Below are 21,323 nucleotides of genomic sequence, written 5' to 3'. Positions count from 1 at the left end.
CAGCGCTTAGTCTAACCGAGTTTTCCCGGCGAGTGTGAATCGTCGGGGAACATGCGGCGGCGGCCACACCGTTCGGGAGGGATGGTGTGGCCGCCGTGCGGGTCGGACGGATCAGGAATTGACCGACATCGGCCGGAAGACCTCAACCAGATCGGGGGCGAGAATCCCCAGCACGTCCTCGACGCTCAGGGTTGCCGGCTCGACCCCCGCGCCCAGCGGAGCGGACTCGGCATCCGGGGTGTCCGCGCGGCGCAGGTAGGCGATCCACTCCTCCACGATCGGGACCGTGCCGGTCCCCGCATCGAGGCCCGCGGCCAGTCTGGCCCGGACCACGTCGAAGATCCGCGGCGGGAGCTTATGAGCGCCACCCAGGGCAATCTGGGCCAGGTGGTGCCGGATCCGCGGGTTGGCGAAGCGCTCGCGCAGTGCGGCGCGGGCGGCGTCGATCTCGGCCCGATCCTGGGGCAGCACATCGGCGGCCTCGGACCACAGGGTCTCCAGGCGTTCGGCAAGCTCGGGATCGGCGAAGGCTGCATCCACTGTCCGGTGACCGCGCGCCAGTCCCGCATAGGCCAGCAGCGAGTGTCCAGCGTTGAGGAGCCAGAGTTTGCGCCGCTCATGGGGCTCGATCTCGTTGACAAAGCGCACGCCGGCTTGTTCCCAGTCCGGGCGTCCGGCCGGGAAATCACCGGCGATGATCCACTCGGCAAACGGCTCGGTCACGATGACCGCGGCGTCCGCGAGCCCCGTCTGCTCGGCCACCTCGTGGCGGTCGGCGTCGGTGGTGGCCGGGGTAATCCGATCCACCATCGAAGACACAAACGAGACGTTGTCCCGGATCCAGGCGGCCAGGGCCGGGTCCACCCGGGTGGCCAGGTTCAGCACCACCGCGCGGGTCACCGCACCGTTGTCGGCGAGGTTGTCGCAGCTGAGGATCGCGATCGGCCCGGCATCCACGTCGCGGCGGGCCCGCAGTCCGTCCACGATCCGGCCCGGTGCGCTCACGCAGCCCGGAGTGGATGTGGCTCGACTGCCGTCCCGTCCGGCGTAGTCTCGGGCACCCGGGTCGGATACGTCGGCCGGGTTCGACGCAGGGGCCGACCCCGAAGCCGCCGCCCGCAGGACCTCGATATCGGCCGCCACATCGGGATCGGCCGCATCCAGCGTCCCGTCCGGACCGCGCCGGTAGCCCGCCTCGGTGATCGTCAGGCCGAGGATCGCGGTGTCCGGATCGGCCAGCCGCGCACGCCAGCGCGCGGTGTCATTACCGTCGCTGGCCCGGGCAATCGACTCGACCCGCTCAAACGTGTCCCCCGATGCCGCCCGGACCACCAGCGTAAACACGCCATCCTGGGCGGCCAGAATCTCGGCCTGCGCGGGCGAGCGTCCGGTGAAGGACTCGATCCCCCAGTCCCCCGGATTCTCGCGCTGCACCAGCTCGGTGTACCAGGCCTGGTGGGCGCGGTGGAACGCGCCGAGGCCCAGGTGGGCGATGCGGATGCGGGGGTGCGGCCGGGTCCGGGTGGGCACCCGGTCCCCGGCCGCGGCGGAGCTAGTCACGCGAACCCGCCTGCGCGGCCTCGACCAGGCCGCGCACGTAGGCGAGGTTCTCGGCGGTGCGCTGCTCGAGCGGGACCTCGGTCGAGAAGTCCTCCAGGGTGATCCATCCGTCGTAACCGAATGCCACCAGATCGCGCACGTATCCGGCGAGGTCGGCCTGCCCGGCGCGCAGGGTGGTCCACTCGTGACGCCAGACGTGGGTGCCGTCGATTTCCACCCGGTCGATGACCCACCGGGCGTTCTTGATGTGCACGTGAGCCAGGTATTCCCCGAGCAGCTGGAATCCGGCCAGGTGGTTTTCGAAGCCCTCGTTCACGAGGTTGCCCACGTCGTGGATTACCCCGACAAACTGCGGGTTCAGTCCCTCGACCAGGCGGCGCGCGGCCGAGGCCGACGGGGTGATGGTCTCGTGGTGCAGCTCAACCAGAGCCTTGACGCCGTGCTTTTCGGCCACGCCCACGATGTATTCGAGGTTGGTGCGGGCCTGGGCAAACAGGTCCGCGTAGTTGCGTCCGTCCACCCGCGGCATCGCGATGCGCACCTGGGTCGCACCGACGGCGGCGGTCGCGGCGAGCATCCGCTCGGCATCCACCCGGTTTTCCAGCTGGGCGTACCCGCCGATGCCGGAGAACTCTAGACCATTGGTGGTGGTGATCTCGCGGATCTGGGCGAGGTGGTCCTCGAGCCCGGTCATCGGCCAGGTCGCGCGGTTTCCAGCCCAGAATCCGGGCGGGGTGGCCTCGTCCTGGTCGGTGATGCGCCACTCGATGCCGTCCCAGCCCTGGGCGGCCAGGGTCTGGGCGGCCTCGGCCGGGGTCCAGTCGGGGGTCGAGGCGGTGAATACCGAATACTTCATGATGCGCGTCCCGTCGTCAGGGTGAGGTCGTCATATTTTCCGGCGAGCACGTCGGCGAACAGCACCGCGGTGCCCAGGGTCGCCGAGGCGTACATCGCGTGCACGAGTGCGAGCGAGTGGGTCGCGTCGCGAGCGGTGATGCCCGGGTCGCGGCCGTCCCGCAGCGCGGCGGCAATGTCGTCATACTGCCGGGTGTGGGCGGCGAGGAAGTCGCCCTCCGCCCGCGGGGAGGTGGAGAGCTGGCCGGCGTCGATGACCTCGGCCGCCTGGTTCGCGGTGCCCACCGCGCTCAACCCGGTTCCGGGAATCAGGTCGGCGCCGCCGGCCGCGTGGAAGTACTCCAGGCGGTCGTTGTCGATCACCGCGGATCCGCGCGAACCGAGCACCTGCAGGCGGGTGTTCAAGCCCGGGTAGGCGGCGGTGGTGCAGTGGATCACGCCGAGGGCGCCGGATTCGAAGGCGACCGTGGCCACCGCGATGTCCTCGACCTCGATCCGCTCGTGGGCGAGCAGCGCGGTGCGGGCGTAGATCTCCACCGGGGTCCCGAGGGTCCAGCGCAGCAGGTCCACGGTGTGCACACCCTGGTTCATGACCGCGCCGCCGCCGTCGAGTTCCCAGGTGCCGCGCCAGTTGCCGCTGTCGTAGTAGTCCTGTCCGCGCCACCAGGCCACGGTGGCCGAGCCCGAGGTGACCCGGCCGAAGCGGCCCTCGTCGATGGCCTGCTTGACCAGCACGCTGGCCGGATCGAAGCGGTGCTGGGAGATGACGCTGACCATCAGCCCGCGCTCGGCGGCCTCATCGGCCAGGTCGGCGATGCGGCGAGCGCGCACCAGGTCCACGTCGATCGGCTTCTCGATCACCACGTGCACGCCGGCGGCGAGTGCCTCCCGGGCCGCGTCCACGTGCAGACCACTGGGGGTCGTGATGACCACCAGGTCGATGTCTCCGGCTTCAAGCGCCTCGGTCAGGGTCGCGAAGGTGCGCGGACGCTCCACCGGATACTCGGCGGGCAGCAGGTCGGCGAGGGTAGAGAGGGCTTCGGGGAAGACATCCACCAGCGCGCTCACGGTGAAGGCCTCGTGGGCCGCCAGGACGCGGGCGTGGTGGGTGCCGATCACGCCGCAGCCGATAATGACGGCACGGGTGGGTGTTGCGGTGGTCATTTGAGTGTTACTCCCAGTTCATCGGTGAGGCCCCTAAAGGCACGGGCTGCACGCCCGAAGGCGGCGGCCCCGGAGAATCCGCCGGTGGCGAATGCATCGGACAGGTGCGGTTCGAGCGAGGCGAAGCCGGCAAACCCGTCGGATGCCAGGGCACCGAGGGTTTCGCGCAGCTGGCCGTCGCCCTCGCCCGCGGCAACCACCGAGTGGTCGCTCGCGAGCGCGTCCTTCACCTGCAGGTATTCCAGGTAGGGGCGCAGGTCCTCGAATCCGTCATCGAAGGGCACCGCTCCCACCTGTACATAGTTGGCGTTGTCCCAGGCCACGCGGAGCGCCGGCGAGTTCACCGAGGTGATCAGGTCGAGTACCCGGGCCGGGGTGTCGCCATAGATGTCCTTCTCGTTCTCGTGCAGCAGCACGATCCCGGCGGCCTGGGCGATCTCGGCAAAGCGGGTCAGGCGTTCGATCACGGGCTCGCGGATCGAGTCCACGTCCACGCCCTCGCCGTAGTAGAAGGAGAAGATGCGGATGTAGCGGCTGTTCAGCACCTTGGCGGCGTTGATCGCGCGATCCAGGCGCGCGAGCTCGGCGTCGAAGTCCGAGGTGATATCCACCTTGCCCAGCGGCGAGGCGATGGCCGAGACCCCCATCTCCTGCTCGGCGAGCAGCGCACGCAGCTCCTCCAGCCGGGCATCGTCAAGCTCCACGATGTTGATACCCCAGGCGCTGCGGACCTCGATGTGCTGGGCACCGAGCGCCTGCAGCACGGCGATCTGAATGCGGGGATCCTCGTGGATCTCGTCCCCGAACCCGGACAGGGTCCAGGTGGGGGTGGATGATGCGGTCATTACTTAACTCCTCCTGCGGTGAGGCCACCAACAAGGTAGCGCTGGAAAATAAGGTAGAGAACAACAACGGGCACCGCACACACCAGCGCGGCGGCCATCATCTGGCCATAAACCGGGACGGCACCGCCCTCCTGGGTGGCCCCAAAAATCTGCAGCGAGACGGCCACGGTTCGAGACTCCGGGCGTGTCATCACCGAGGCGAAGAGCACGTCGTTCCAGCCCAGCAGGAACGCGAAGATGCCCGAGACGACGATGCCCGGCCAGCTCAACGGCACGATGATCCGGGTGAGGATCTTGAAGGGCGAGGCACCATCCAGGCGCGCCGCCTCCTCAAGCTCACGCGGCAGGCCACGCAGATAGGTCACCATGACCCAGGTGGAGAACGGCAGTGCGAAGGTCAGGTAGGTGAGAAACAGGCCCCAGCGGGTACCGATGATCTGCACACCCAGGGTCGAAGCCGCGCTGGAGAAGAGCACAAACACGGGCAGCAGGAGCAGGGTTCCGGGGATCGACTGCAGCGCCAGCAGACCACGCAGCACCAGCAGGCGGCCGCGGAAGGCATAGCGCACCAGCACATAGGCGGTGGAGACCGAGAGTCCGGCGCAGACGATCGCGACGCCGCCGGCCACCAGCACGCTGTTCACCAGTCCGGTGCCCAGGTCCACCGTGGTCCAGATCTTCGAGTAGTTCTCGAAGGTCAGCTCGGTGGGCCAGAACGCCCCGCGGGCCACGGCCAGATCGGAGTTGATCGAGGCAAAGAAGATGTAGAGCACCGGCACCATCGAGAACACCAGCAGCGCGGCCAGGATCACGATCAGCAGGGGTCTTGGGAGCAGCCGGTGGATCTGCGCCTGGCGGGCACCCTCCTTGGCGCTGGCGCGGTGCGGGGCCACGCGTACGGGGGCGATCGTGTTACTTGCGGACACGGGAACCACCATCCTCTCCGGTGTCGAGCTTCACTGCTCGCAGGTAGATAAAGAGCGGAATCGCGATCAGGATCAGCGAGATCACGGCCATCGCGGCCGACAGTCCGAACCGGAAGTTCTGGAAGCCGGTGATGTAGGTGAGCACGGGCAGGACGTTGACATCCGCCGGTGCGGGGATTCCAAACAGCACAAACGGGAGGGTGAAGTTGTTGACCGAGTGCAGGAAGGAGATGATCAGCGCCAGGGTGATCGGACCCTTGAGGTAGGGCAGGATGACATAGCGCAGCTTGGTCCACCAGCCGGCACCGTCCAGGGCCGACGCCTCGTGTACCTCGGAGTCCACCGACTGCAGGCCCGAGAGCACCAGCAGGTAGATAAAGGGCCAGGATGCCCAGATCTGCACAAACACCAGCGCCCAGTAGGACTGCGGGCCGTTGAGCCAGAGGCCCCCGTCGATGCCGAAGTTCTTGAGCATCGCGTTGCCCACCCCGTCGGGCTGGAGCATGGTGCGCCACACGGTACCCACCACGAAGGTCGGCAGCACGTAGGGCACCAGGAACAGCGAGCGAACCAGGCCCCGACCGCGGAAGCGGTTCTGGGTGGCCAGGGCCGCGGCGACACCGATCGGCAGGCAGATCAGGGTCACCAGGACCGCGTAGCCCACGCTGATACCGATCGACTGGATCAGCGTGGACTTGGTCAGCGCCTCCACGTAGTTGGAGATGCCGATAAACGGTGCGCTGATCCACTGCCGCAGCGTGTACTGGTCGAGATCCATCAGGGAGATCACCAGTCCCAGCACCAGCGGGACCAGGATCACCACCACCATCAGGATGCCGCCGGGGGCGAGCATCCAGAGCGGGCGATCACGCTCGCCGATCTTCCGGGCCCGACGCGGGCGGCCCGTGGGAGGCGAGGAGGGGGCGGGACGCCCGCCCCGGCGCGCGGCGGTGCGCGCCGGGGTGGCATCGGCGCTCGCGGCGGCGTTGGCCGCGAGCGCATCGGCGCGGGTGCGCGCCTCGGGGGTGGTAACCATGAGAAATCTCTTCCGGTGTCTTACTTCGCGCGATCCAGAGCGGACTGAGCCTTGTCCTGCTCGGTCTTCAGGGCGGAGATGATCTGATCGGTGCTCACCGATCCGGCGTTGAGCGAGGGGATGGCCTGAACGACCACGTTGGTCATGCCCAGCTGAACATCTCCCCAGGCACCGCTGAACGGGGTGCCAACGGAGAGCTTGGACGCCTCAACGATCGGGGCGAGCTGCGCGTTGTCCTTCTCCAGGGCCTCGGCGGCCTTGGCGTTGGTGGGCATCTCACCGAAGGTGTCGTAGTAGACCTTCTGTTCCTCGGCGGTGGTGAGCATCTCGATCAGGGCGAAGGAGAGGTCCTTGTTCTTGGAGTAGTCGGCAACCACGAAGTTGGATCCGCTGAGGATCGAGGCTGCTTCCTTGCCGTCGGAGGGACGTTTGGTCTCCCCCGGCGGAACGGTCGGCATGACCGCGTAGGCGTACTTACCGGCCACGGCCGAGGCTTCCAGGGTGTTGATCGAGGTTGCGGTGACCATCGGCATGAACGCGGCCTTTCCGTCGGCGAACGAGGCGAGGGCCTGGCTGGCCTTCCAGCCGATCGCGGCCGGGTTGACCACCTTGTCCTGGGTCAGCCAGCCGAAGTAGGTCTCATAGGCCTTGATCGTGACCGGGTCGTCCAGGCGCACCTTCTTGCCGTCGATGATCGGGTTACCGGCCTGGGTCGACATCGCCCAGATGAACTTCCACGGGTCGAAGTTGTCGCCGTAGGCGATGCTCAGACCGTACACGTCGTCGTGGGTCAGCTTCTTCGCCTGCTCGAGCAGTCCGTCCCAGGTGTCGGCGGGCTTGTCGATGCCGGCGGCGGCAAGCATCTCGGTGTTGTACGCCATCACAAACGGACGGCTTCGGGCGGGGATCCCCACCTCGTTGTCCTTGTCCGGTCCGGAAATCCCCAGGCTGGCCTCGGTGAAGCGGTCGCGGCCGCCGACCTTCTTCCAGTCGTCGTCGCTGAGCTTGACGAAGGCGCCGGTGGCGTAGGCGGTGGGGGTGAACGTGGTTCCCAGCGAGTAGATGTCCGGGCCTTGGCCCGAGACCACCGAGGTCTGGATCTTGGTCAGCTCATCGTTGGCGCTGGCGAAGGTTTCGAACTTCACCTCGGCACCGGTCTTGGCCTTGAACTTTTCGCTCACATCGGCGAACCACTTCTGCTGTTCCTCCGGGTAGAGCGTGTTGGCGTCGGTCAGAACGTTCAGGGTCTTGCCCTTTCCGTCCAGCGCACCGGCGCCATCGCCGGGTGCGTCACCGCCGCTCGCGCAACCGGCGAGGGTGATCGCGCCGGCCGCCAGTAGCGCCGTGGTCAGGGCGAGTTTTTTCTTCATCATCCGAGCTCCTCCTTGAGTGGGTGAAACCGTGGCTCAAAACCCCGGTGCACCGACTCTAGACAAAACGACAAACTTTCAGCAACCGTTTGCCAAAAATTGCCAAGTGTGGTTTTCTCTGGATATGAGTAATGACCCGGTGTCGCCGTCGACCAGACCCGCGACGATTCACGATGTGGCCCGCGAAAGCGGATTCGCCGCCTCGACCGTTTCGCGCGCGCTCTCCAATCCGGGCCGGGTAAATGCCCAGACCAGGGAGAAGATCGTGGCGATCGCCCGGGCCCTCAACTACACCCCGAACACCCAGGCACGCGCCCTCACCTCGGGGCAGACCGGCTCGATCGCGGTGCTGGTCTCGGACATCACCAACCCGTTTTACTTCGGGCTGATCCGTGGCACACAGCAGCAACTCAAGGCGGCAAACTACCTCCAGATGCTCGTGGACACCGCCGAGTCCAGTGACTCCGAGGCCGCGACCATCGACTCACTGCGCCGCTCGGCCGACGGGGCGATCCTCACAGCATCCAGGCTCTCCGATCAGCAGCTGCTCGCGCTGGCCGAGCGGATGCCGCTGGTCGCAATCAACCGTCATGTGCCCGGGATTCCCGCGGTCATCATCGACACCCCGTTCGGAATCGATCAGGCCCTCGACCACCTCGCCTCCCTCGGGCACCGGCGGATCACCTACGTGTCCGGACCCGATATGTCCTGGTCGAATGAGCGCCGCTGGCAGCGCCTGGAAAAGACCGCGCAGAAGCTCGGCGTGCACCCCGTCCGCACCCGCGAATACGCCCCGAGCATGGCCTCGGGCGCGGCGGCAGCGGAGGCGATGATCAACAGCGAATCCACCGCGTGCGTGGTGTTCAACGATCTGATCGCGATCGGAATGCTCGAGCGATTCCGCGAGCGCGGCGTCCGTGTCCCCGAGGACATCAGCGTGGTCGGCTGCGACGACATCTTCGGGGCCGATTTCTGCAATCCCCCGCTCACCACCCTCACCGCGCCGATCGAGCGCGCGGGCCGGATGGCCGTTTCGATGCTGCTGTCCCGGCTCGAAGCCGGTGCGGACGCACCGCCGCCCCCGCCGATGCTGCTGCCCACCCACCTGACCGTGCGCAAGTCCACCGGCCCCGCCCGGGAGCACTAGCCACCCACAGTTTTGCACCACCGCGTTACCGACCCCAGCCAATGAAGACAGGGAGACACCCGTGACTCAGCTCACCCCACACCCCGATCGTCTGCTTCCGGCAGACCCCACCACACTCGCTATCGCTCGGCGGCTCTACGGGGAGGTGGCGGGTGCGCCGATCCTCTCCCCCCACGGGCATGTGGATGCCACCCTGCTGCTGGAAAACGCGGCGTTCCGGGATCCCGCCGAGCTGCTGATCACCCCTGACCACTACGTCACCCGGCTGCTGCACGCCCACGGTGTTGCCCTGGGCGATCTGGGTCTGGCCGACCGCGGCGTGGCCTCCACCGCGAGCGGATCGGATATCTGGCGCAGGTTCTGCAGCCGCTGGCACCACTTCGCCGGAACCCCGGTGCGCTACTGGTTTGAAACCGAGCTGCACGACGTGTTTGGGATCACCGAGGTCCCCTCTGCGGACACCGCGGACTCGATCTATGCGCAGATCGCCGCCAAGCTGGCGCAGCCCGGGTGGCGGCCGCGGGCACTGTTTGAGCGCTTCAACATCGAGGTCCTGGCCACCACCGACGATCCCGCCGACTCGCTGGATGCCCACCGCGCCCTGGCCGAGGATCCCACCTTCTACGGACGCGTGCTGCCGACCTTCCGCGCCGACCGCTACATGGACCCCTCGGCCCCAGCCTGGCGCGGCGCCCTCACCGCGATCGCCGAGGCCGCCGATATCGACACCGGAACGTACGCGGGCCTGATCGCCGCGCTGCGGAACCGTCGCGCGCACTTCATCACCCACGGGGCCACGGCCACCGACACCGGCGTGCTTGAACCCACGGCCGAGCCGCTTCCCCTCGCCGAGGCCGAACGCATCCACGCCGCCGCCCTGGCCGGAACCGCGACCGAGGCCGACGCCGTCGCCTACCGCCGCAACATGCTCTACCGCTATGCCGAGATGGCGGCCGAGGACGGCCTGGTCATGCAGCTGCACCCCGGCGTGATCCGCGGGCACCACACCCCAACCCTGGAACGCTTCGGCCCCGACACCGGACACGACCTCCCCGACCAGGGCTCGTTCACCCGCCCCCTGCGCCGCATGCTCCAGGATTTCGGAACCAACGACACCTTCCGCCTGGTGCTGTTCACCGTGGACGAGACGGTATTCTCGCGGGAAATCGGCCCGCTTGCCGGGTTCTACCCCTCGGTTTATGCGGGGGCGCCGTGGTGGTTCATCGACACCCCGGCGGCCATCGCCCGCTACCGGTCGGCCGTGACCGACAGCGCCGGGTTTGCCAAAACCTCGGGCTTCATCGACGACACCCGCGCGTTCTGCTCGATCCCGGCCCGCCACGACATGTCCCGGCGGGCGGACGCCGCATTCCTGGCCGGACTGGTGGCCACCCATCAGCTGGGCGAGGAGGAGGCCGCGGTGCTGATTCGGGATCTCACCGACCGCATTCCGCGCGAGGTCTTCCGCCTCTAGGCAGACCATCGGCCTGGCCGAATCGGGTGGGCCGGTGTGCGCATCCGATTCCGCGGTGGGCGGACAACACCGTGCGGATCCCCGATATTCCGGGGGCCCGCACGGCCGCCCACAGCACTGAACAAAGGTGCATGGGCAAAACCGTTTCCGGGCATGTGAGGTTTGCTAAGTTGATCACAACCCATGCTCGGAGCCGCACTTTTGTGTGTCTCTTCCAGGCATGTCCAGCGCATCCCCTTTCCATAATCCCCGAATTGGAGTAACCATGACGGAAGCAGCACAGGCAAACATTGGCGTGATCGGAATGGCGGTCATGGGCAGCAACCTCGCCCGTAACCTGGCGAGCCGCGAGGGTAACACCGTCGCAATTTTCAACCGCTCGCCCGAGCGCACCCGCGGTGTTGTCGAGGCACACCCGGAGGCCGGCTTTGTGGCCAGCGAGACCATCGATGAGTTTGTGGCTTCGCTGCAGAAGCCGCGCACCGCGATCATCATGGTGCAGGCGGGCGCCGGCACCGATGCCGTAATCAACCAGCTGACCGAGCGCTTTGAGCCCGGCGACATCATCGTGGACGGCGGCAACGCCCTCTACACCGACACCATCCGCCGCGAAAAGGCCGTGAGCCCGACCGGCATCCACTTTGTGGGTGCGGGCATCTCCGGTGGCGAGGAGGGCGCACTCAAGGGCCCGTCGATCATGCCCGGTGGAACCGCCGAGGCCTATGAGACCCTGGGTCCGATCCTCTCCTCGATCGCCGCGGTCGCCGAGGGCGAGCCCTGCGTGACCCACGTGGGTACCGACGGTGCCGGCCACTTCGTGAAGATGATCCACAACGGTATCGAGTACGCCGACATGCAGCTCATCGCCGAGGCCTACGACCTGCTGCGCTACAACGCGGGTCTGACCCCGGCCGAGATCGCCGACGTGTTCACCGAGTGGAACAAGGGTGAGCTGGAGAGCTACCTGATCGAGATCACCGCCGAGGTTCTGCGCCAGGTGGATGCCAAGACCGGCCAGCCGCTGGTTGACGTGATCCTGGACCAGGCGGGTTCCAAGGGCACCGGCGTGTGGACCGTACAGAACGCACTGGCCCTGGGTGTCCCGGTTTCGGGTATCGCCGAGGCCGTGTTTGCACGTTCGCTCTCCTCGCACCCCGAGCAGCGCGAGGCCGCCGCGGGTCTCCCGGGTCCGGCAAACCCGGTGGCCGTGACCGACCGCGATGCCTTCATCGAGGATGTCCGCCAGGCACTCTACGCCTCGAAGATCGTCGCCTACTCGCAGGGCTTCGACGCGATCCGCGCCGGTGCCGCCGAGTACAACTGGAACATCGACCTGGGTGCCGTCTCGCGCATCTGGCGTGGTGGCTGCATCATCCGCGCCCAGTTCCTCAACCGCATCGCCGACGCGTACGCCGAGCAGCCGAACCTGGCCGCCCTGCTGACCGCACCGTACTTCTCGGACGCGATCACCGCGGGCCAGGAGGCCTGGCGTCGGGTTGTGGTTTCGGCCACCCAGACCGGTATCCCCGCCCCGGCATTCTCCTCCTCGCTGGCCTACTACGACGGTCTGCGCGCCAAGCGCCTGCCGGCCGCCGTGGTCCAGGGCCAGCGCGACTTCTTCGGTGCCCACACCTATAAGCGGGTCGACATCGAGGGAACCTTCCACACCCTGTGGTCGGGAGACCGTACCGAGATCAGCGCCACCGACTCGCACTAGTTCCGGTTCTCCTCACCCTCAGCTGCCGGTTCCAGGTTCCGGAACCGGCAAACGGGTAATCTCGCGGCCTCGCCCCATAGGGCGGGGCCGCGTTTTTGTTCCCGAACTCAGCTCTTTCTCAGGGGCTGGAATGGTGGGAGCACCGCCTATTCGATGAACCGATACGGAGTCAGGGGGGGCAGGAGAGCCCCCACGCGTTTCCGTATCTGGTGCGCTTCGCTACCGTGGCTCGCGCGCTACCGAAGCTGACTGGGGTGAATCCCATGGCGCTTGCGGAGTCCACGCCAACGCAGATGGAGAATATCCAGCGCAATGGCGCGCATGCCCGCGGCAACCTGACGCTCAATAGCCTCGCTAAAGTCCCGTGCCGTGTCATGGTCGGCCCAGTATGGTTCCCGTGCCGGCGTCTGCGGTTCGGGCTGCTGCTCGTAGATGTTACTCATGATTATCCTCCCGTTTTCTTCCTGCTTTCGATTGACCGATGCTCCGCGGCGACGATCGCAAATTCAATGGCTTCCGCGTATGGCATCAACGCTACGTGGAATTCTTTTGAGTGATCGTTCGCCGTAACCCCCATGATGCGCAGAGCACCGAGAACGCGGTCGGGGGCGCGGAGAGGGATGACCAGTTCGGAGTCTCGCCGGTGCCGTGATCTCACGACGCCTTCCGTGTTCTCCCGCGTGATCTCGCCGATCCAGCCCAGCGGAGAGAGCCCCCGCACGCGCATCGGCGGCAGCCGTGCACCGGAAATTCCGGCACCGACACCCACCCGTGGTTTCCAGAATTGCCCATCCTCGCTGAGGACATAGAGGACGATACCCACTCGTGAGTCCCCGCGGAATCGCGTGCGCCACAGCCTGAAAACGGTGTCTTCGAGGTAATTCTTTCCGAGTCGTGATCGAGTTGCGGGCGAAATCACCACCAGCTCGGTGGCCAGGCGAACCGTACTGCGGAGCAGCGTCAGGGTATCGCCCGTCTGTGCCGTCGCAATGCGAAACAGGTTGCCTTCGACTGAGGGCTGGAACCCGCGTACCAGCAGCGGGCACACACCGATCGCGATCAGCATGCCACCGAGGAACAGAAAAACAGGTTCCCCACGAGCGGTGGAGATTCTCATTCCACCAAAGAGAAGGGCGACGCAGGTCAGCGCCTCGGCAAACGGCGACAGCAGAAAGCGCAGCACTGCCGCACGCACGTTGCCCGTCTTAGGTATCATCACACATCACCTCCATTCACAATCCTCTGCGGCAGAAGAGCTGTGCAGTGAGAACGGCAGGTTCTGTGGAGAACATGGTCTACAGACGCCTATGTGGAGGAACCTTCCTGCACACCGGATGCGGTGGGAACGACCAGTGAACGCCCCTTAGCGCCGAGCGGGGCCCACCGGATCGAAGTACTCGGGGTGGCTGCGTTCCAGGCCGTCGAGGTCGATCAGGACAAAGCGGAGGTGGGAGCGCAGCTCGGCGGCGGCTCCGGGGATGCTACCGGATTCGAGGGCGTCGACGATGCGCTCGTGGTCGCGGATATACTCGGCGACCGAGCGGAATCCGGTCAGCCCGTGATAGCGCACGCGGTCGAGGTGCCCCTTGGCACCGGCGACGGTTGCCCAGGCGGTTTCGTGCCCGGGGATGCCCAGGAGCGCGCGGTGGAATTCCTCATCCAGCGGGTAGAAGTCCTCGGGGTCGTCGACCTCGCGCTGCCGGGCGATAATGTCGCGAAGCCGCGCAATCTGGGCCTCCCCCACGCGATCGCGGCAGGCCTCGAGCGAGGCCAACTCGATGGCCTCACGGATGAACTGCGCCTGGCGCACCACCGCCGAGTCGATCCGCGCCACGTAGGTCCCGCTCTGCGGGCGCACCTCGACGAGCCCCTCCTGGGCGACCAGCAGCAGCGCCTCACGCACAGGCTGACGGCTCACCCCGAGCTCACCGGCCAGGTCTGCCTCGCTCAGTCCGGTGCCCGGAGCGTAGGTGCCGCGGATCACGCGCTCGCGGATCTCGGTGTAGGCGATCGACCGCGCGGACGCACGTGGTGCCGAAGCGGTGGAGGAGGTCATGGCTCAATCCTAGGCCGGAGGGCCCGGGATACCGTGCGGCATCCCGAGCCCTCGGGTGTACAGTGTTGTTCGATTAGCGGGTGCACCCGGCGCAAACCCACACCCGCCAATCGAATCCTGGGCCCGCGCGATGAGGCATCGTGCGGGTCGCGGCACGGGGCCGCAGAGGGCGACCTACCAGTCGTGAACGGTGCCGTCGGCCAGACGGTTATAGGGGAGGTAGGCCTGCTCGTACGGGTACTTGCCCGCCTCGTCCTTGTTGAGCTCGACACCCAGACCCGGCTTGTTGCCCGGGTGCAGGAAGCCGTTTTCCCAGGTGAAGGACTGCTCGAAGACCTGGTCGGTCTTGGCGCCGTGCTTCATGTACTCCTGGATACCGAAGTTGTGAATCGCCAGTCCCAGGTGCATGGCCGCGGCCATGCCCACCGGGGAGATGTCGGTCGGTCCGTGCATACCGGACTTGATCTGGTACTGCGCCGCGTACTCGAGGATCTTCTTGAGGTGCGAGATACCACCGGTGTGGGTCACGGCCGAGCGCACGTAGTCGATGAGCTGCTCGCGGATGATCTGCTGGTAGTCCCACTGGGTGTTGAAGATCTCACCGATCGCCAGCGGGGTCGTGGTGTGCTGACGGACCAGGCGCAGGGCCTCCTGGTTCTCGGCCGGGGTGCAGTCCTCGAGCCAGAACAGGTCGTAGGGCTCGAGGCTCTTGCCCAGCTTGGCTGCCTGGATCGGAGTCATCCGGTGGTGTCCGTCGTGCAGCAGCGGCAGCTCGGGACCGAACTCGTTCCGCACGGCCTCGAACACGGTGGGTACGTGGCGCAGGTAGGCGCGGGTGTCCCAGTCCTCCTCGGCCGGGTAGGCACCGCGCTGGGCGGGCTCGTGGTCGTAGCGGACGCCGGTGTTGGCGTCGAAGGTGTCGTTGGAGGCGATGCCGTAGATCGACTTCAGGCCGGGAACACCGGTCTGCACGCGGATCGCCCGGTAGCCTTGCTCCTGGTGCGAGCGGATGCTGTCAAACAGCTCCGGCATAGTTTTGCCCGAGGCGTGACCGTAGGCGAGCAGGCCGTTGCGCGAGGCACCACCCAGCAGCTGGTAGAGCGGCATGCCGGCGGCCTTGGCCTTGATGTCCCAGAGCGCCACGTCCACGGCGGCAATCGCGGCCATGGTAACCGGGCCACGACGCCAGTAGGCCCCGCGGTACAGGAACTGCCACATGTCCTCGATCCGGTGCGCATCGGCACCGATCAGCAGCGGCACCACGTGCTCCTGCAGGTAGGCAACCACGGCCAGCTCGCGACCGTTCAGGGTGGCGTCACCCAGGCCGGTAATTCCGTCTTCGGTGGTGATCTTCAGCGTGACAAAGTTCCGGTCGGGACTCGTGACGATGATTTCGGCACTGGCGATACGCATGCGCGGTCAACTCCTTTGATGATGCGACGGGTCGGTCATTCCGCCCACAAGAAAACTACCATACCAGTTGAGTGTTTGCGACTCGGAAAAGAAAAAACTGCGCATGCTTTCCAGGGAAAGCATGCGCAGCTTGGGAAGTGCTGGTATGGCAGATTCGCGGTTAGAGCACACCCAGCTCGGTCAGCTTGGCCTCCAGGTCACGGTCGCTCGGCTCCACCTGATGCGTGCCATCGGGGAACACGATCACCGGAATCTGGGTCCGGCCGGAGATTGCGTGGGCGCGGTCGGCACCGGTTTCATCGGCAACCAGGTCCACGTACGTATAGGACACCCCGCGGGAATCCAGCAGGGCCTTGGATCGCACGCAGTCGCGGCACCAGTCGGCACCATAGAGCGTCACGGCGGGGGCTTGGGTAGCAGTCTCGGAAGTCATGGACCCAGGATATGCCCCGAAGTCGAGCTTCGATACGGCTAGGCGGCACTCGCCGCCAGCAGCTCGCGCGCCGCCCCGGTCGCCTGAACCACCAGCGCCTCGCGGCGATGACGCTCGCGCCCAAACCGGTCGGCCGCCGTGATCGGATCATCCTGGGTCCCCTCGCTCCCCGCGAGCACCAGCCGATTCATCTGCGGCATGGTCCACCATGCGGCGGCCAGCATGATGATGCTCAGCAGCAGCTGCGCGGTTGCCCCACGGGAGACACCCGGCAGAGCATCGCCGAGCGTGTCTACCTTGGCCACACAGTTCTGCAGTCGCGTGTTCCCACCCATCCGTGAATCGGCGCGCTCAAGACCCTCCCAGGCGAGCAGTCGGGGCAGATGCGGGCTCTCCCGGAAGCGATCAAAAAACGCCCCGGCATACTCCCCCACGGCCTCCGCACCCACGCCGGATACATGAACCTGGGCCACGAAGGTCTCCAGCTCCCGCGAGAGAACGGTCTCAAACAGCGACTCCTTATTGCCGAAGTACGTGTAGATGCGCTCCTTATTGACCCCGGCGGCCCGGGCGATGGCGTCGATCCGCGTACCGGCCAGGCCGGACTCGCTAAAGCAGGCGGTAGCCGCGTCGAGCAGGAGTGTTTGTGTGCGTTCGGTATCCCAGGCCATGCCCCCATCCTAGCAACTCCAACCAAACAGTTGCAGTTTGACGTCTCGACCACTACAGTCAAATCTGCAACCAAACAGTTGGAGATTTTTATGTCGCAGAAACCGCCGTCCACCCACATCCGCGCCCTCATCACCTGGCTCGCGATCTTTCCGCTGGTGACCCTCGGGTCATTCGCGCTCGAACCCCTCACCGCCGGCTGGTTCCTCCCGCTACGCACCATGCTGCTCACGGCGCTGGTGGTACCGCTCGCGGTCTATCTGGTGGTGCCGAACCTGATGCGCGCCCACGGCGCCGTCGCGGTTCGCCGCACGGTCCAGGCTGCCCCGGTCATCGACTCGGCCGTCGACCCCGCCGCGTGAGCATCCTGGTCCTTGGCGGCTCGGGGGCGGTGGGAGCACGCATCGTCGCCCTGCTGCGCGAGGACGGGTTCGAGGCGGATTCGGCCGGGCGAAACCCCGACCGTAACGCGGTGGTCCTCCCACTGACCGCAGGCGGTCCCCTGGACGACTTTCGAGTTCGCGCGCGGGCGTATTCGATCATCGTGAACGCCTCGGGGATCGAGGATCCGCGCCTGGCGCGGGCGGCACCGCACGCAACCTTTCTCGATATCTCGGCCACCGCCGGCTATCTTCGCACCCTGGCTCGGTTCCCCACCCCCGGTGGACTGCTGCTAGGGATCGGTCTCGCGCCGGGGCTGACCGGGATCCTGGCCGACGCGGTCTATCGCCAGGATCCCGGCCCCCTCGACATCGCGATCCTGCTGGGTGCCGGCGAGCATCATGGCCCGGCCGCCCGCGCGTGGACCTTCGCCGCGCTCGGCCAACGGTATCCGGACCCGGAGTCCGGACGCGCGGTGCTGAGCTATACCCGCCCCCGCCGCTTCCATGATCCCGGCGATGAGCACACTCCGGCGCGCACCCGCACGCTCACCCGGGTCAGGTTTGCCGATGAGGAGACCCTGACCGCCCGGTGGGAGACCCCGGTGCGCACGTATCTGGCCACCGAGTCGGTCTGGGCCAATGGGGCGCTGCGGGTTGCCACCCGGATCCCCAGAATCCTGCGGCCGCTGCTCGAACGCGTCGAGCATCTCCCCGGGTCCGAGCGCTGGTGGGTCGCCGCGGTTTCCGCGTCGGGCCATCAGATTGGTGCCAGCGGATGGCGGCAGTCCGAGGCCACCGCGCGCATCACCGTGGCCGCCATCCGACGGGCCGAAGCGGCCGCCGGCCGCGCGCTCTTTGCCCCCGATGTGCTGGGGCTGGCAGACCTCAACCAGGTTCCCGGCCTCACCCTCATCCGGTCCTAAAACACAAACGCCTCCCGCTCGATGAGCGGGAGGCGTTTGTGATGCGGCTAGAGGCTAGGCGGCACCATCGAACATCGAGGTAACCGAACCATCCTCGAAGACCTCGTGGATCGCGCGCGCCAGCAGCGGGGCGATCGGGAGGATGGTGAGGGTCTCGAAGCGCTTGTGCTCGGGAATCGGCAGGGTGTCGGTCACCACGACCTCATCCACGCAGGCCGACTGCAGGATCTCGCTGGCCGGGTCCGAGAACACGGCGTGGGTTGCGGCCACGATCACGCGGGTTGCACCGTTGTCCTTGAGCGCCTGGGCGGCCTTGACGATGGTTCCGCCGGTGTCGATCATGTCGTCCACCAGGAGGCAGACGCGACCCTCGACGTTACCAACGATCTCGTGCACGGTGACCTGGTTGGCCACCAGCGGGTCGCGACGCTTGTGGATGATCGCCAGCGGCGCATCCAGCTGGTCACTCCACATGTCGGCCACGCGCACGCGGCCCATGTCCGGGGACACCACGGTCAGCTCGGAGCGGTCCAGCGAGGCACGGAAGTGCTCCAGCAGCACCGGCATCGCGAACAGGTGGTCCACCGGGCCGTCGAAGAAGCCCTGGATCTGCGAGGCGTGCAGGTCCACCGACATGATGCGGTCGGCGCCGGCGGTCTTGAACAGGTCGGCCACCAGACGAGCCGAGATCGGCTCGCGGCCGCGGCCCTTCTTGTCCTGACGTGCGTAGGGATAGAACGGAGCGACCACGGTGATCCGCTTGGCGGAGGCACGCTTGAGCGCGTCGACCATGATCAGCTGCTCCATCAGCCACTCGTTGATCGGAGCGGTGTGAGACTGGATGACAAACGCATCACAACCACGCACGCTCTCATCGAACCGCGCGTAGATCTCACCGTTGGCGAAGGTACGAGCGTCGGTCGGGACAAGCTCGGACCCGAGCGCCTCGGCTACTGCCTCAGCGAGCTCGGGGTGCGAGCGACCCGCGACCAGAACCAGACGCTTCTGACCATTCGTTTTAATGCCGGACACCACTCCTGCTTCCTGCCGGTCTTGACCGACGTTTCGCGTTATTCAGTTATTTGCTGTGGGGGAATTGGCGGCCTCTGCCGCCAGTGCCGCCGCGCTTCCGGGACGCTTGGACTCGGTCCAGCCCTCGAGGTTGCGCTGCGGTGAAACGTTGATGGCGAGGCTCCCGGCCGGAACATCTTTCCGGACCACGGTGCCCGCACCCGAGTACGCACCGTCTCCAATTGTAACCGGAGCGACGACCACACTGTGCGATCCAATCCGAACATGGGATCCCACGGTGGATGCGGCCTTGTTGACGCCGTCGTAATTGGCGAAGATTGTGCCGGCCCCGATGTTGGTTTCCTCACCGATGGTGGCGTCGCCCACATAGGAGAGGTGCGGGACCTTGGAGCCCGCGCCGATCTTGGCGTTCTTGGTCTCGACGAAGCCGCCAATCTTGCCGTTTGCCCCCAGGATCGTCCCGGGACGCAGGAAGGTGAACGGGCCCACGGTCGCGCCGGCGCCGATCACGCTGTGGCTGGCCTCGGTGCGCTTGACCTCGGCCCCCTCGCCCACCTCAACGGCAAACAGGGTCGTGTCCGGGCCGATCACGGCGTCGCTCTCGATCACGCTGGGTCCGAGGATCTGCGTGCCGGGCTTCAGGGTTACATCGGGGGCCAGCGTGGCCTGGACGTCGATCCAGGTGGTGCGCGGGTCCTGGACGGTCACCCCGGCACGCTGCCAGCGCTCGATGGTCACGGAGTTCAGGCGGGCGGCGGCGGCGGCCAGCTGCACGCGGTCGTTGATGCCCTCCACCTCCCAGGCGTCGCTCACCGGAAGCGCGGCGATCGCCGAACCGGCGGCGCGCAGCAGGCCGAGCACGTCGGTCACGTACTTCTCGCCCTGGGCGTTGTCGGTGGTCAGCGCGGCGAGCTGCTCGCGCAGCGCGGCCAGACCAAAGAGGTAGATGCCGGCGTTGATCTCGCGGGAGGCCAGCTCGGTCTCGTTGGCGTCCTTATGCTCGACGATCCGGTCCAGGTCACCGGCCTCGGTGCGGATGATCCGGCCGTAGCCGGTGGCGTCGTCGAGGATGGCCGACAGGATGGTGGCCGAGGCCCCGGTGCCGCGGTGATCTGCGATCAGATCGGCCAGGGTGTCGGCGGTCAGCAGCGGTACATCGCCGTTGAGCACCAGCACGTCGCCGGCGAAGCCCTCGGGCAGCGCCGCGACGGCGAGTTCCACTGCACGACCGGTGCCGGGAACCTCGTCCTGGTCCACGATGATGGTTTCGGGAAGCTGTTCGGTGATCGAGGCGGCCACCAGGTCGCGCTCGTGGCGCACCACGGCAAGAACGTGGGCGGCCTCCAGGCGGCGCGCCGCTTCGATGACGTGACCCACAACGGTGCGGCCACCCAGCGGGTGCAGAACCTTCGGGGTACGGGACTTCATCCGGGTGCCCTGTCCTGCGGCGAGAACGATGACGGCGAGCTGCGAATCGGTCACTCGATTCCTTTCTGAAGGGAACGCCTTCCCCCGTGAGAGTGCGGCGTCTAAGAGTGCACTGCGCTCCGCCTCCAGGATTCGAACCTGGACCGGACAGCTCCAAAGGCTGCCGTGCTGCCGTTACACCAAGGCGGAACACGTCGTGGGACGTGTGCGATCCCAGTCTGCCAGATTCCGGCGGGCGTCGCCGACGACAACGCCCACAAGCGCCAACTTCCGTCGCCACGAAGCGTGTGGATTTGCCGTCAATCCCCCCAAAGTCTCTCGAAGTCGAGATAATAGTGAGATGCCCGCACAACCGGATGAAGTCGATCTGATCGTGCGCTCGTGGGAACGCGAGCGCCCCGATCTCGATTTCGCGCCCCTGCGGGTGCTCTCCCGAGTGGACCGGCTGAGCCATCAGCTGGACGCCGCCCGCCGCGCCGCCTTCGCCGAGCCGGGCCTCGAGCCCTGGGAGTTCGACGTGCTGGCCTCGCTGCGCCGCGCCGGTGCCCCGTTCACGCTGAGCCCCAAGACCCTGCTGACCCAGAACCTGGTCTCCAGCGGCACGATGACCAACCGGATCGACCGTCTGGTCGCTCGCGGACTGGTCCGACGCGAAACCGACCCCAACGACGGCCGCGGCATCCTGGTGGTCATGACCGCCGCCGGACGCGACGCCGTGGACGCGGCGATCTCGGCGCTGCTGGCGGCCGAATCGCAGCTGCTCTCGGCGATCACCGAGCGCGAGCAGGAATCCCTCTCGATCCTGCTGCGCCGCCTGGGCGTGGATTCCAAGTAGCCCAAGCCTTTTCCCGTTGCGGAAACGACCGCCGCGGCGTCCGCTTCCGCACGCGGC

21 protein-coding genes and 1 tRNA gene are annotated in these 21,323 nt (G+C 66.8%); 6 read left to right on the top strand and 16 right to left on the bottom strand.

Going from position 1 to position 21,323, the window contains the following annotated elements:
• Window positions 1-111: 111 nt before the first annotated feature.
• Genes C7C57_RS04180 through C7C57_RS04150 form a run of 7 tightly spaced genes read right to left on the bottom strand, consistent with a single transcriptional unit; the run spans window position 112 to window position 7,759 of the window.
• Window positions 112-1,560, bottom strand: a complete 1,449-nt coding sequence (locus C7C57_RS04180; RefSeq protein ID WP_187977699.1) for a mannitol dehydrogenase family protein — start codon at window positions 1,558-1,560, stop codon at window positions 112-114.
• Window positions 1,553-2,416, bottom strand: a complete 864-nt coding sequence (locus C7C57_RS04175; protein WP_187977698.1) for a sugar phosphate isomerase/epimerase — start codon at window positions 2,414-2,416, stop codon at window positions 1,553-1,555. The genes C7C57_RS04180 and C7C57_RS04175 overlap by 8 nt, the downstream gene beginning before the upstream one ends.
• Entirely contained in the window at window positions 2,413-3,579 is a 1,167-nt protein-coding gene (locus C7C57_RS04170; protein WP_187977697.1) for a Gfo/Idh/MocA family protein, read from the bottom strand. The genes C7C57_RS04175 and C7C57_RS04170 overlap by 4 nt, the downstream gene beginning before the upstream one ends.
• Entirely contained in the window at window positions 3,576-4,424 is an 849-nt protein-coding gene (locus C7C57_RS04165; protein ID WP_121687162.1) for a sugar phosphate isomerase/epimerase, read from the bottom strand. Before C7C57_RS04165 ends, C7C57_RS04170 begins: the two co-directional genes overlap by 4 nt.
• The gene (locus C7C57_RS04160) at window positions 4,424-5,350 is read right to left on the bottom strand and encodes a carbohydrate ABC transporter permease (RefSeq protein ID WP_255505767.1); all 927 of its coding nucleotides are present in this window, start codon (window positions 5,348-5,350) and stop codon (window positions 4,424-4,426) included. Before C7C57_RS04160 ends, C7C57_RS04165 begins: the two co-directional genes overlap by 1 nt.
• Window positions 5,337-6,386 carry a carbohydrate ABC transporter permease gene (locus tag C7C57_RS04155; RefSeq protein WP_187977695.1) on the bottom strand — a complete coding sequence of 350 codons (1,050 nt, stop codon included), beginning with the start codon at window positions 6,384-6,386 and terminating at the stop codon, window positions 5,337-5,339. Before C7C57_RS04155 ends, C7C57_RS04160 begins: the two co-directional genes overlap by 14 nt.
• A gap of 20 nt (window positions 6,387-6,406) precedes the next feature.
• Window positions 6,407-7,759: an ABC transporter substrate-binding protein gene (locus tag C7C57_RS04150; RefSeq protein WP_187977694.1), complete on the bottom strand. Its 1,353-nt coding sequence runs from the start codon at window positions 7,757-7,759 to the stop codon at window positions 6,407-6,409.
• 121 nt (window positions 7,760-7,880) lie between these two features.
• Here C7C57_RS04150 and C7C57_RS04145 point away from each other — a divergent pair, with 121 nt between their 5' ends.
• The 3 genes from C7C57_RS04145 to gndA all read left to right on the top strand — a co-directional run bounded on the left by C7C57_RS04145 (window position 7,881) and on the right by gndA (window position 12,094).
• Window positions 7,881-8,903 carry a LacI family DNA-binding transcriptional regulator gene (locus C7C57_RS04145; RefSeq protein ID WP_030149637.1) on the top strand — a complete coding sequence of 341 codons (1,023 nt, stop codon included), beginning with the start codon at window positions 7,881-7,883 and terminating at the stop codon, window positions 8,901-8,903.
• A 61-nt stretch (window positions 8,904-8,964) separates the two neighbouring features.
• Window positions 8,965-10,377 (top strand): glucuronate isomerase, encoded by a 1,413-nt coding sequence (gene uxaC / locus C7C57_RS04140; RefSeq protein ID WP_187977693.1) that lies wholly within the window; start codon window positions 8,965-8,967, stop codon window positions 10,375-10,377.
• A gap of 265 nt (window positions 10,378-10,642) precedes the next feature.
• Window positions 10,643-12,094, top strand: coding sequence for an NADP-dependent phosphogluconate dehydrogenase (gndA, locus tag C7C57_RS04135; protein WP_030148387.1), 1,452 nt, complete (start codon window positions 10,643-10,645; stop codon window positions 12,092-12,094).
• 236 nt (window positions 12,095-12,330) lie between these two features.
• Here the strand turns inward: gndA and C7C57_RS04130 are convergent, their stop codons facing one another.
• The 6 genes from C7C57_RS04130 to C7C57_RS04105 form a co-directional block, all read right to left on the bottom strand.
• On the bottom strand, window positions 12,331-12,537 hold the full coding sequence (locus C7C57_RS04130) for a hypothetical protein (protein WP_187977692.1): 207 nt from the start codon (window positions 12,535-12,537) through the stop codon (window positions 12,331-12,333).
• Between the two features lie 2 nt (window positions 12,538-12,539).
• Complete coding sequence (locus C7C57_RS04125) at window positions 12,540-13,289, bottom strand: hypothetical protein (RefSeq protein WP_187977691.1); 750 nt, start codon at window positions 13,287-13,289, stop codon at window positions 12,540-12,542.
• A gap of 168 nt (window positions 13,290-13,457) precedes the next feature.
• Complete coding sequence (locus C7C57_RS04120) at window positions 13,458-14,150, bottom strand: GntR family transcriptional regulator (RefSeq protein ID WP_187977690.1); 693 nt, start codon at window positions 14,148-14,150, stop codon at window positions 13,458-13,460.
• A gap of 174 nt (window positions 14,151-14,324) precedes the next feature.
• Entirely contained in the window at window positions 14,325-15,563 is a 1,239-nt protein-coding gene (gene manD / locus C7C57_RS04115) for a D-mannonate dehydratase ManD (RefSeq protein ID WP_121687172.1), read from the bottom strand.
• Between the two features lie 160 nt (window positions 15,564-15,723).
• A complete protein-coding gene (locus C7C57_RS04110) occupies window positions 15,724-15,996 on the bottom strand; it encodes a glutaredoxin family protein (protein WP_187977689.1) in 273 nt (90 codons plus the stop codon).
• A 38-nt stretch (window positions 15,997-16,034) separates the two neighbouring features.
• A complete protein-coding gene (locus C7C57_RS04105) occupies window positions 16,035-16,667 on the bottom strand; it encodes a TetR/AcrR family transcriptional regulator (RefSeq protein ID WP_187977688.1) in 633 nt (210 codons plus the stop codon).
• Between the two features lie 90 nt (window positions 16,668-16,757).
• On the opposite strand from C7C57_RS04105, the gene C7C57_RS04100 reads away from it, so the two are divergent.
• Together C7C57_RS04100 and C7C57_RS04095 are read left to right on the top strand one after the other, a co-directional pair.
• Entirely contained in the window at window positions 16,758-17,027 is a 270-nt protein-coding gene (locus tag C7C57_RS04100; protein WP_187977687.1) for a hypothetical protein, read from the top strand.
• Window positions 17,024-17,971 carry a hypothetical protein gene (locus tag C7C57_RS04095; RefSeq protein ID WP_187977686.1) on the top strand — a complete coding sequence of 316 codons (948 nt, stop codon included), beginning with the start codon at window positions 17,024-17,026 and terminating at the stop codon, window positions 17,969-17,971. The genes C7C57_RS04100 and C7C57_RS04095 overlap by 4 nt, the downstream gene beginning before the upstream one ends.
• Before the next feature lie 54 nt (window positions 17,972-18,025).
• On the opposite strand, the gene C7C57_RS04090 is transcribed toward C7C57_RS04095, so the two are convergent.
• From C7C57_RS04090 to C7C57_RS04080, 3 genes are all read right to left on the bottom strand, one after another.
• The gene (locus C7C57_RS04090) at window positions 18,026-19,003 is read right to left on the bottom strand and encodes a ribose-phosphate diphosphokinase (RefSeq protein ID WP_187977685.1); all 978 of its coding nucleotides are present in this window, start codon (window positions 19,001-19,003) and stop codon (window positions 18,026-18,028) included.
• 42 nt (window positions 19,004-19,045) lie between these two features.
• Window positions 19,046-20,485 (bottom strand): bifunctional UDP-N-acetylglucosamine diphosphorylase/glucosamine-1-phosphate N-acetyltransferase GlmU, encoded by a 1,440-nt coding sequence (gene glmU / locus C7C57_RS04085; protein WP_187977684.1) that lies wholly within the window; start codon window positions 20,483-20,485, stop codon window positions 19,046-19,048.
• 63 nt (window positions 20,486-20,548) lie between these two features.
• Window positions 20,549-20,620: transfer RNA gene (locus C7C57_RS04080), tRNA-Gln, on the bottom strand.
• Between the two features lie 151 nt (window positions 20,621-20,771).
• Between C7C57_RS04080 and C7C57_RS04075 the strand changes: the two genes are divergently transcribed.
• Window positions 20,772-21,266 carry a MarR family winged helix-turn-helix transcriptional regulator gene (locus C7C57_RS04075; RefSeq protein WP_030148377.1) on the top strand — a complete coding sequence of 165 codons (495 nt, stop codon included), beginning with the start codon at window positions 20,772-20,774 and terminating at the stop codon, window positions 21,264-21,266.
• The last annotated feature ends 57 nt before the right edge of the window (window positions 21,267-21,323 follow it).

Source organism: Mycetocola sp. JXN-3 (genome assembly GCF_014522285.1).
GTDB lineage: Bacteria > Actinomycetota > Actinomycetes > Actinomycetales > Microbacteriaceae > Mycetocola > Mycetocola saprophilus.
The sequence above is the reverse complement of the archived record's forward strand: the minus strand, read 5'-3'. Positions and strand labels throughout refer to the sequence as shown.

What these genes read in the sequence shown, in the direction of transcription:
- manD (WP_121687172.1), bottom strand. Translation starts at nt 15,563, where the DNA reads ATGCGTATCGCCAGTGCCGAAATCATCGTCACGAGTCCCGACCGGAAC.
- C7C57_RS04120 (WP_187977690.1), bottom strand. Translation starts at nt 14,150, where the DNA reads ATGACCTCCTCCACCGCTTCGGCACCACGTGCGTCCGCGCGGTCGATC.
- C7C57_RS04130 (WP_187977692.1), bottom strand. Translation starts at nt 12,537, where the DNA reads ATGAGTAACATCTACGAGCAGCAGCCCGAACCGCAGACGCCGGCACGG.
- C7C57_RS04175 (WP_187977698.1), bottom strand. Translation starts at nt 2,416, where the DNA reads ATGAAGTATTCGGTATTCACCGCCTCGACCCCCGACTGGACCCCGGCC.
- C7C57_RS04100 (WP_187977687.1), top strand. Translation starts at nt 16,758, where the DNA reads ATGTCGCAGAAACCGCCGTCCACCCACATCCGCGCCCTCATCACCTGG.
- C7C57_RS04110 (WP_187977689.1), bottom strand. Translation starts at nt 15,996, where the DNA reads ATGACTTCCGAGACTGCTACCCAAGCCCCCGCCGTGACGCTCTATGGT.
- C7C57_RS04145 (WP_030149637.1), top strand. Translation starts at nt 7,881, where the DNA reads ATGAGTAATGACCCGGTGTCGCCGTCGACCAGACCCGCGACGATTCAC.
- gndA (WP_030148387.1), top strand. Translation starts at nt 10,643, where the DNA reads ATGACGGAAGCAGCACAGGCAAACATTGGCGTGATCGGAATGGCGGTC.
- C7C57_RS04075 (WP_030148377.1), top strand. Translation starts at nt 20,772, where the DNA reads ATGCCCGCACAACCGGATGAAGTCGATCTGATCGTGCGCTCGTGGGAA.
- C7C57_RS04155 (WP_187977695.1), bottom strand. Translation starts at nt 6,386, where the DNA reads ATGGTTACCACCCCCGAGGCGCGCACCCGCGCCGATGCGCTCGCGGCC.
- C7C57_RS04105 (WP_187977688.1), bottom strand. Translation starts at nt 16,667, where the DNA reads ATGGCCTGGGATACCGAACGCACACAAACACTCCTGCTCGACGCGGCT.
- C7C57_RS04170 (WP_187977697.1), bottom strand. Translation starts at nt 3,579, where the DNA reads ATGACCACCGCAACACCCACCCGTGCCGTCATTATCGGCTGCGGCGTG.
- C7C57_RS04165 (WP_121687162.1), bottom strand. Translation starts at nt 4,424, where the DNA reads ATGACCGCATCATCCACCCCCACCTGGACCCTGTCCGGGTTCGGGGAC.
- C7C57_RS04150 (WP_187977694.1), bottom strand. Translation starts at nt 7,759, where the DNA reads ATGATGAAGAAAAAACTCGCCCTGACCACGGCGCTACTGGCGGCCGGC.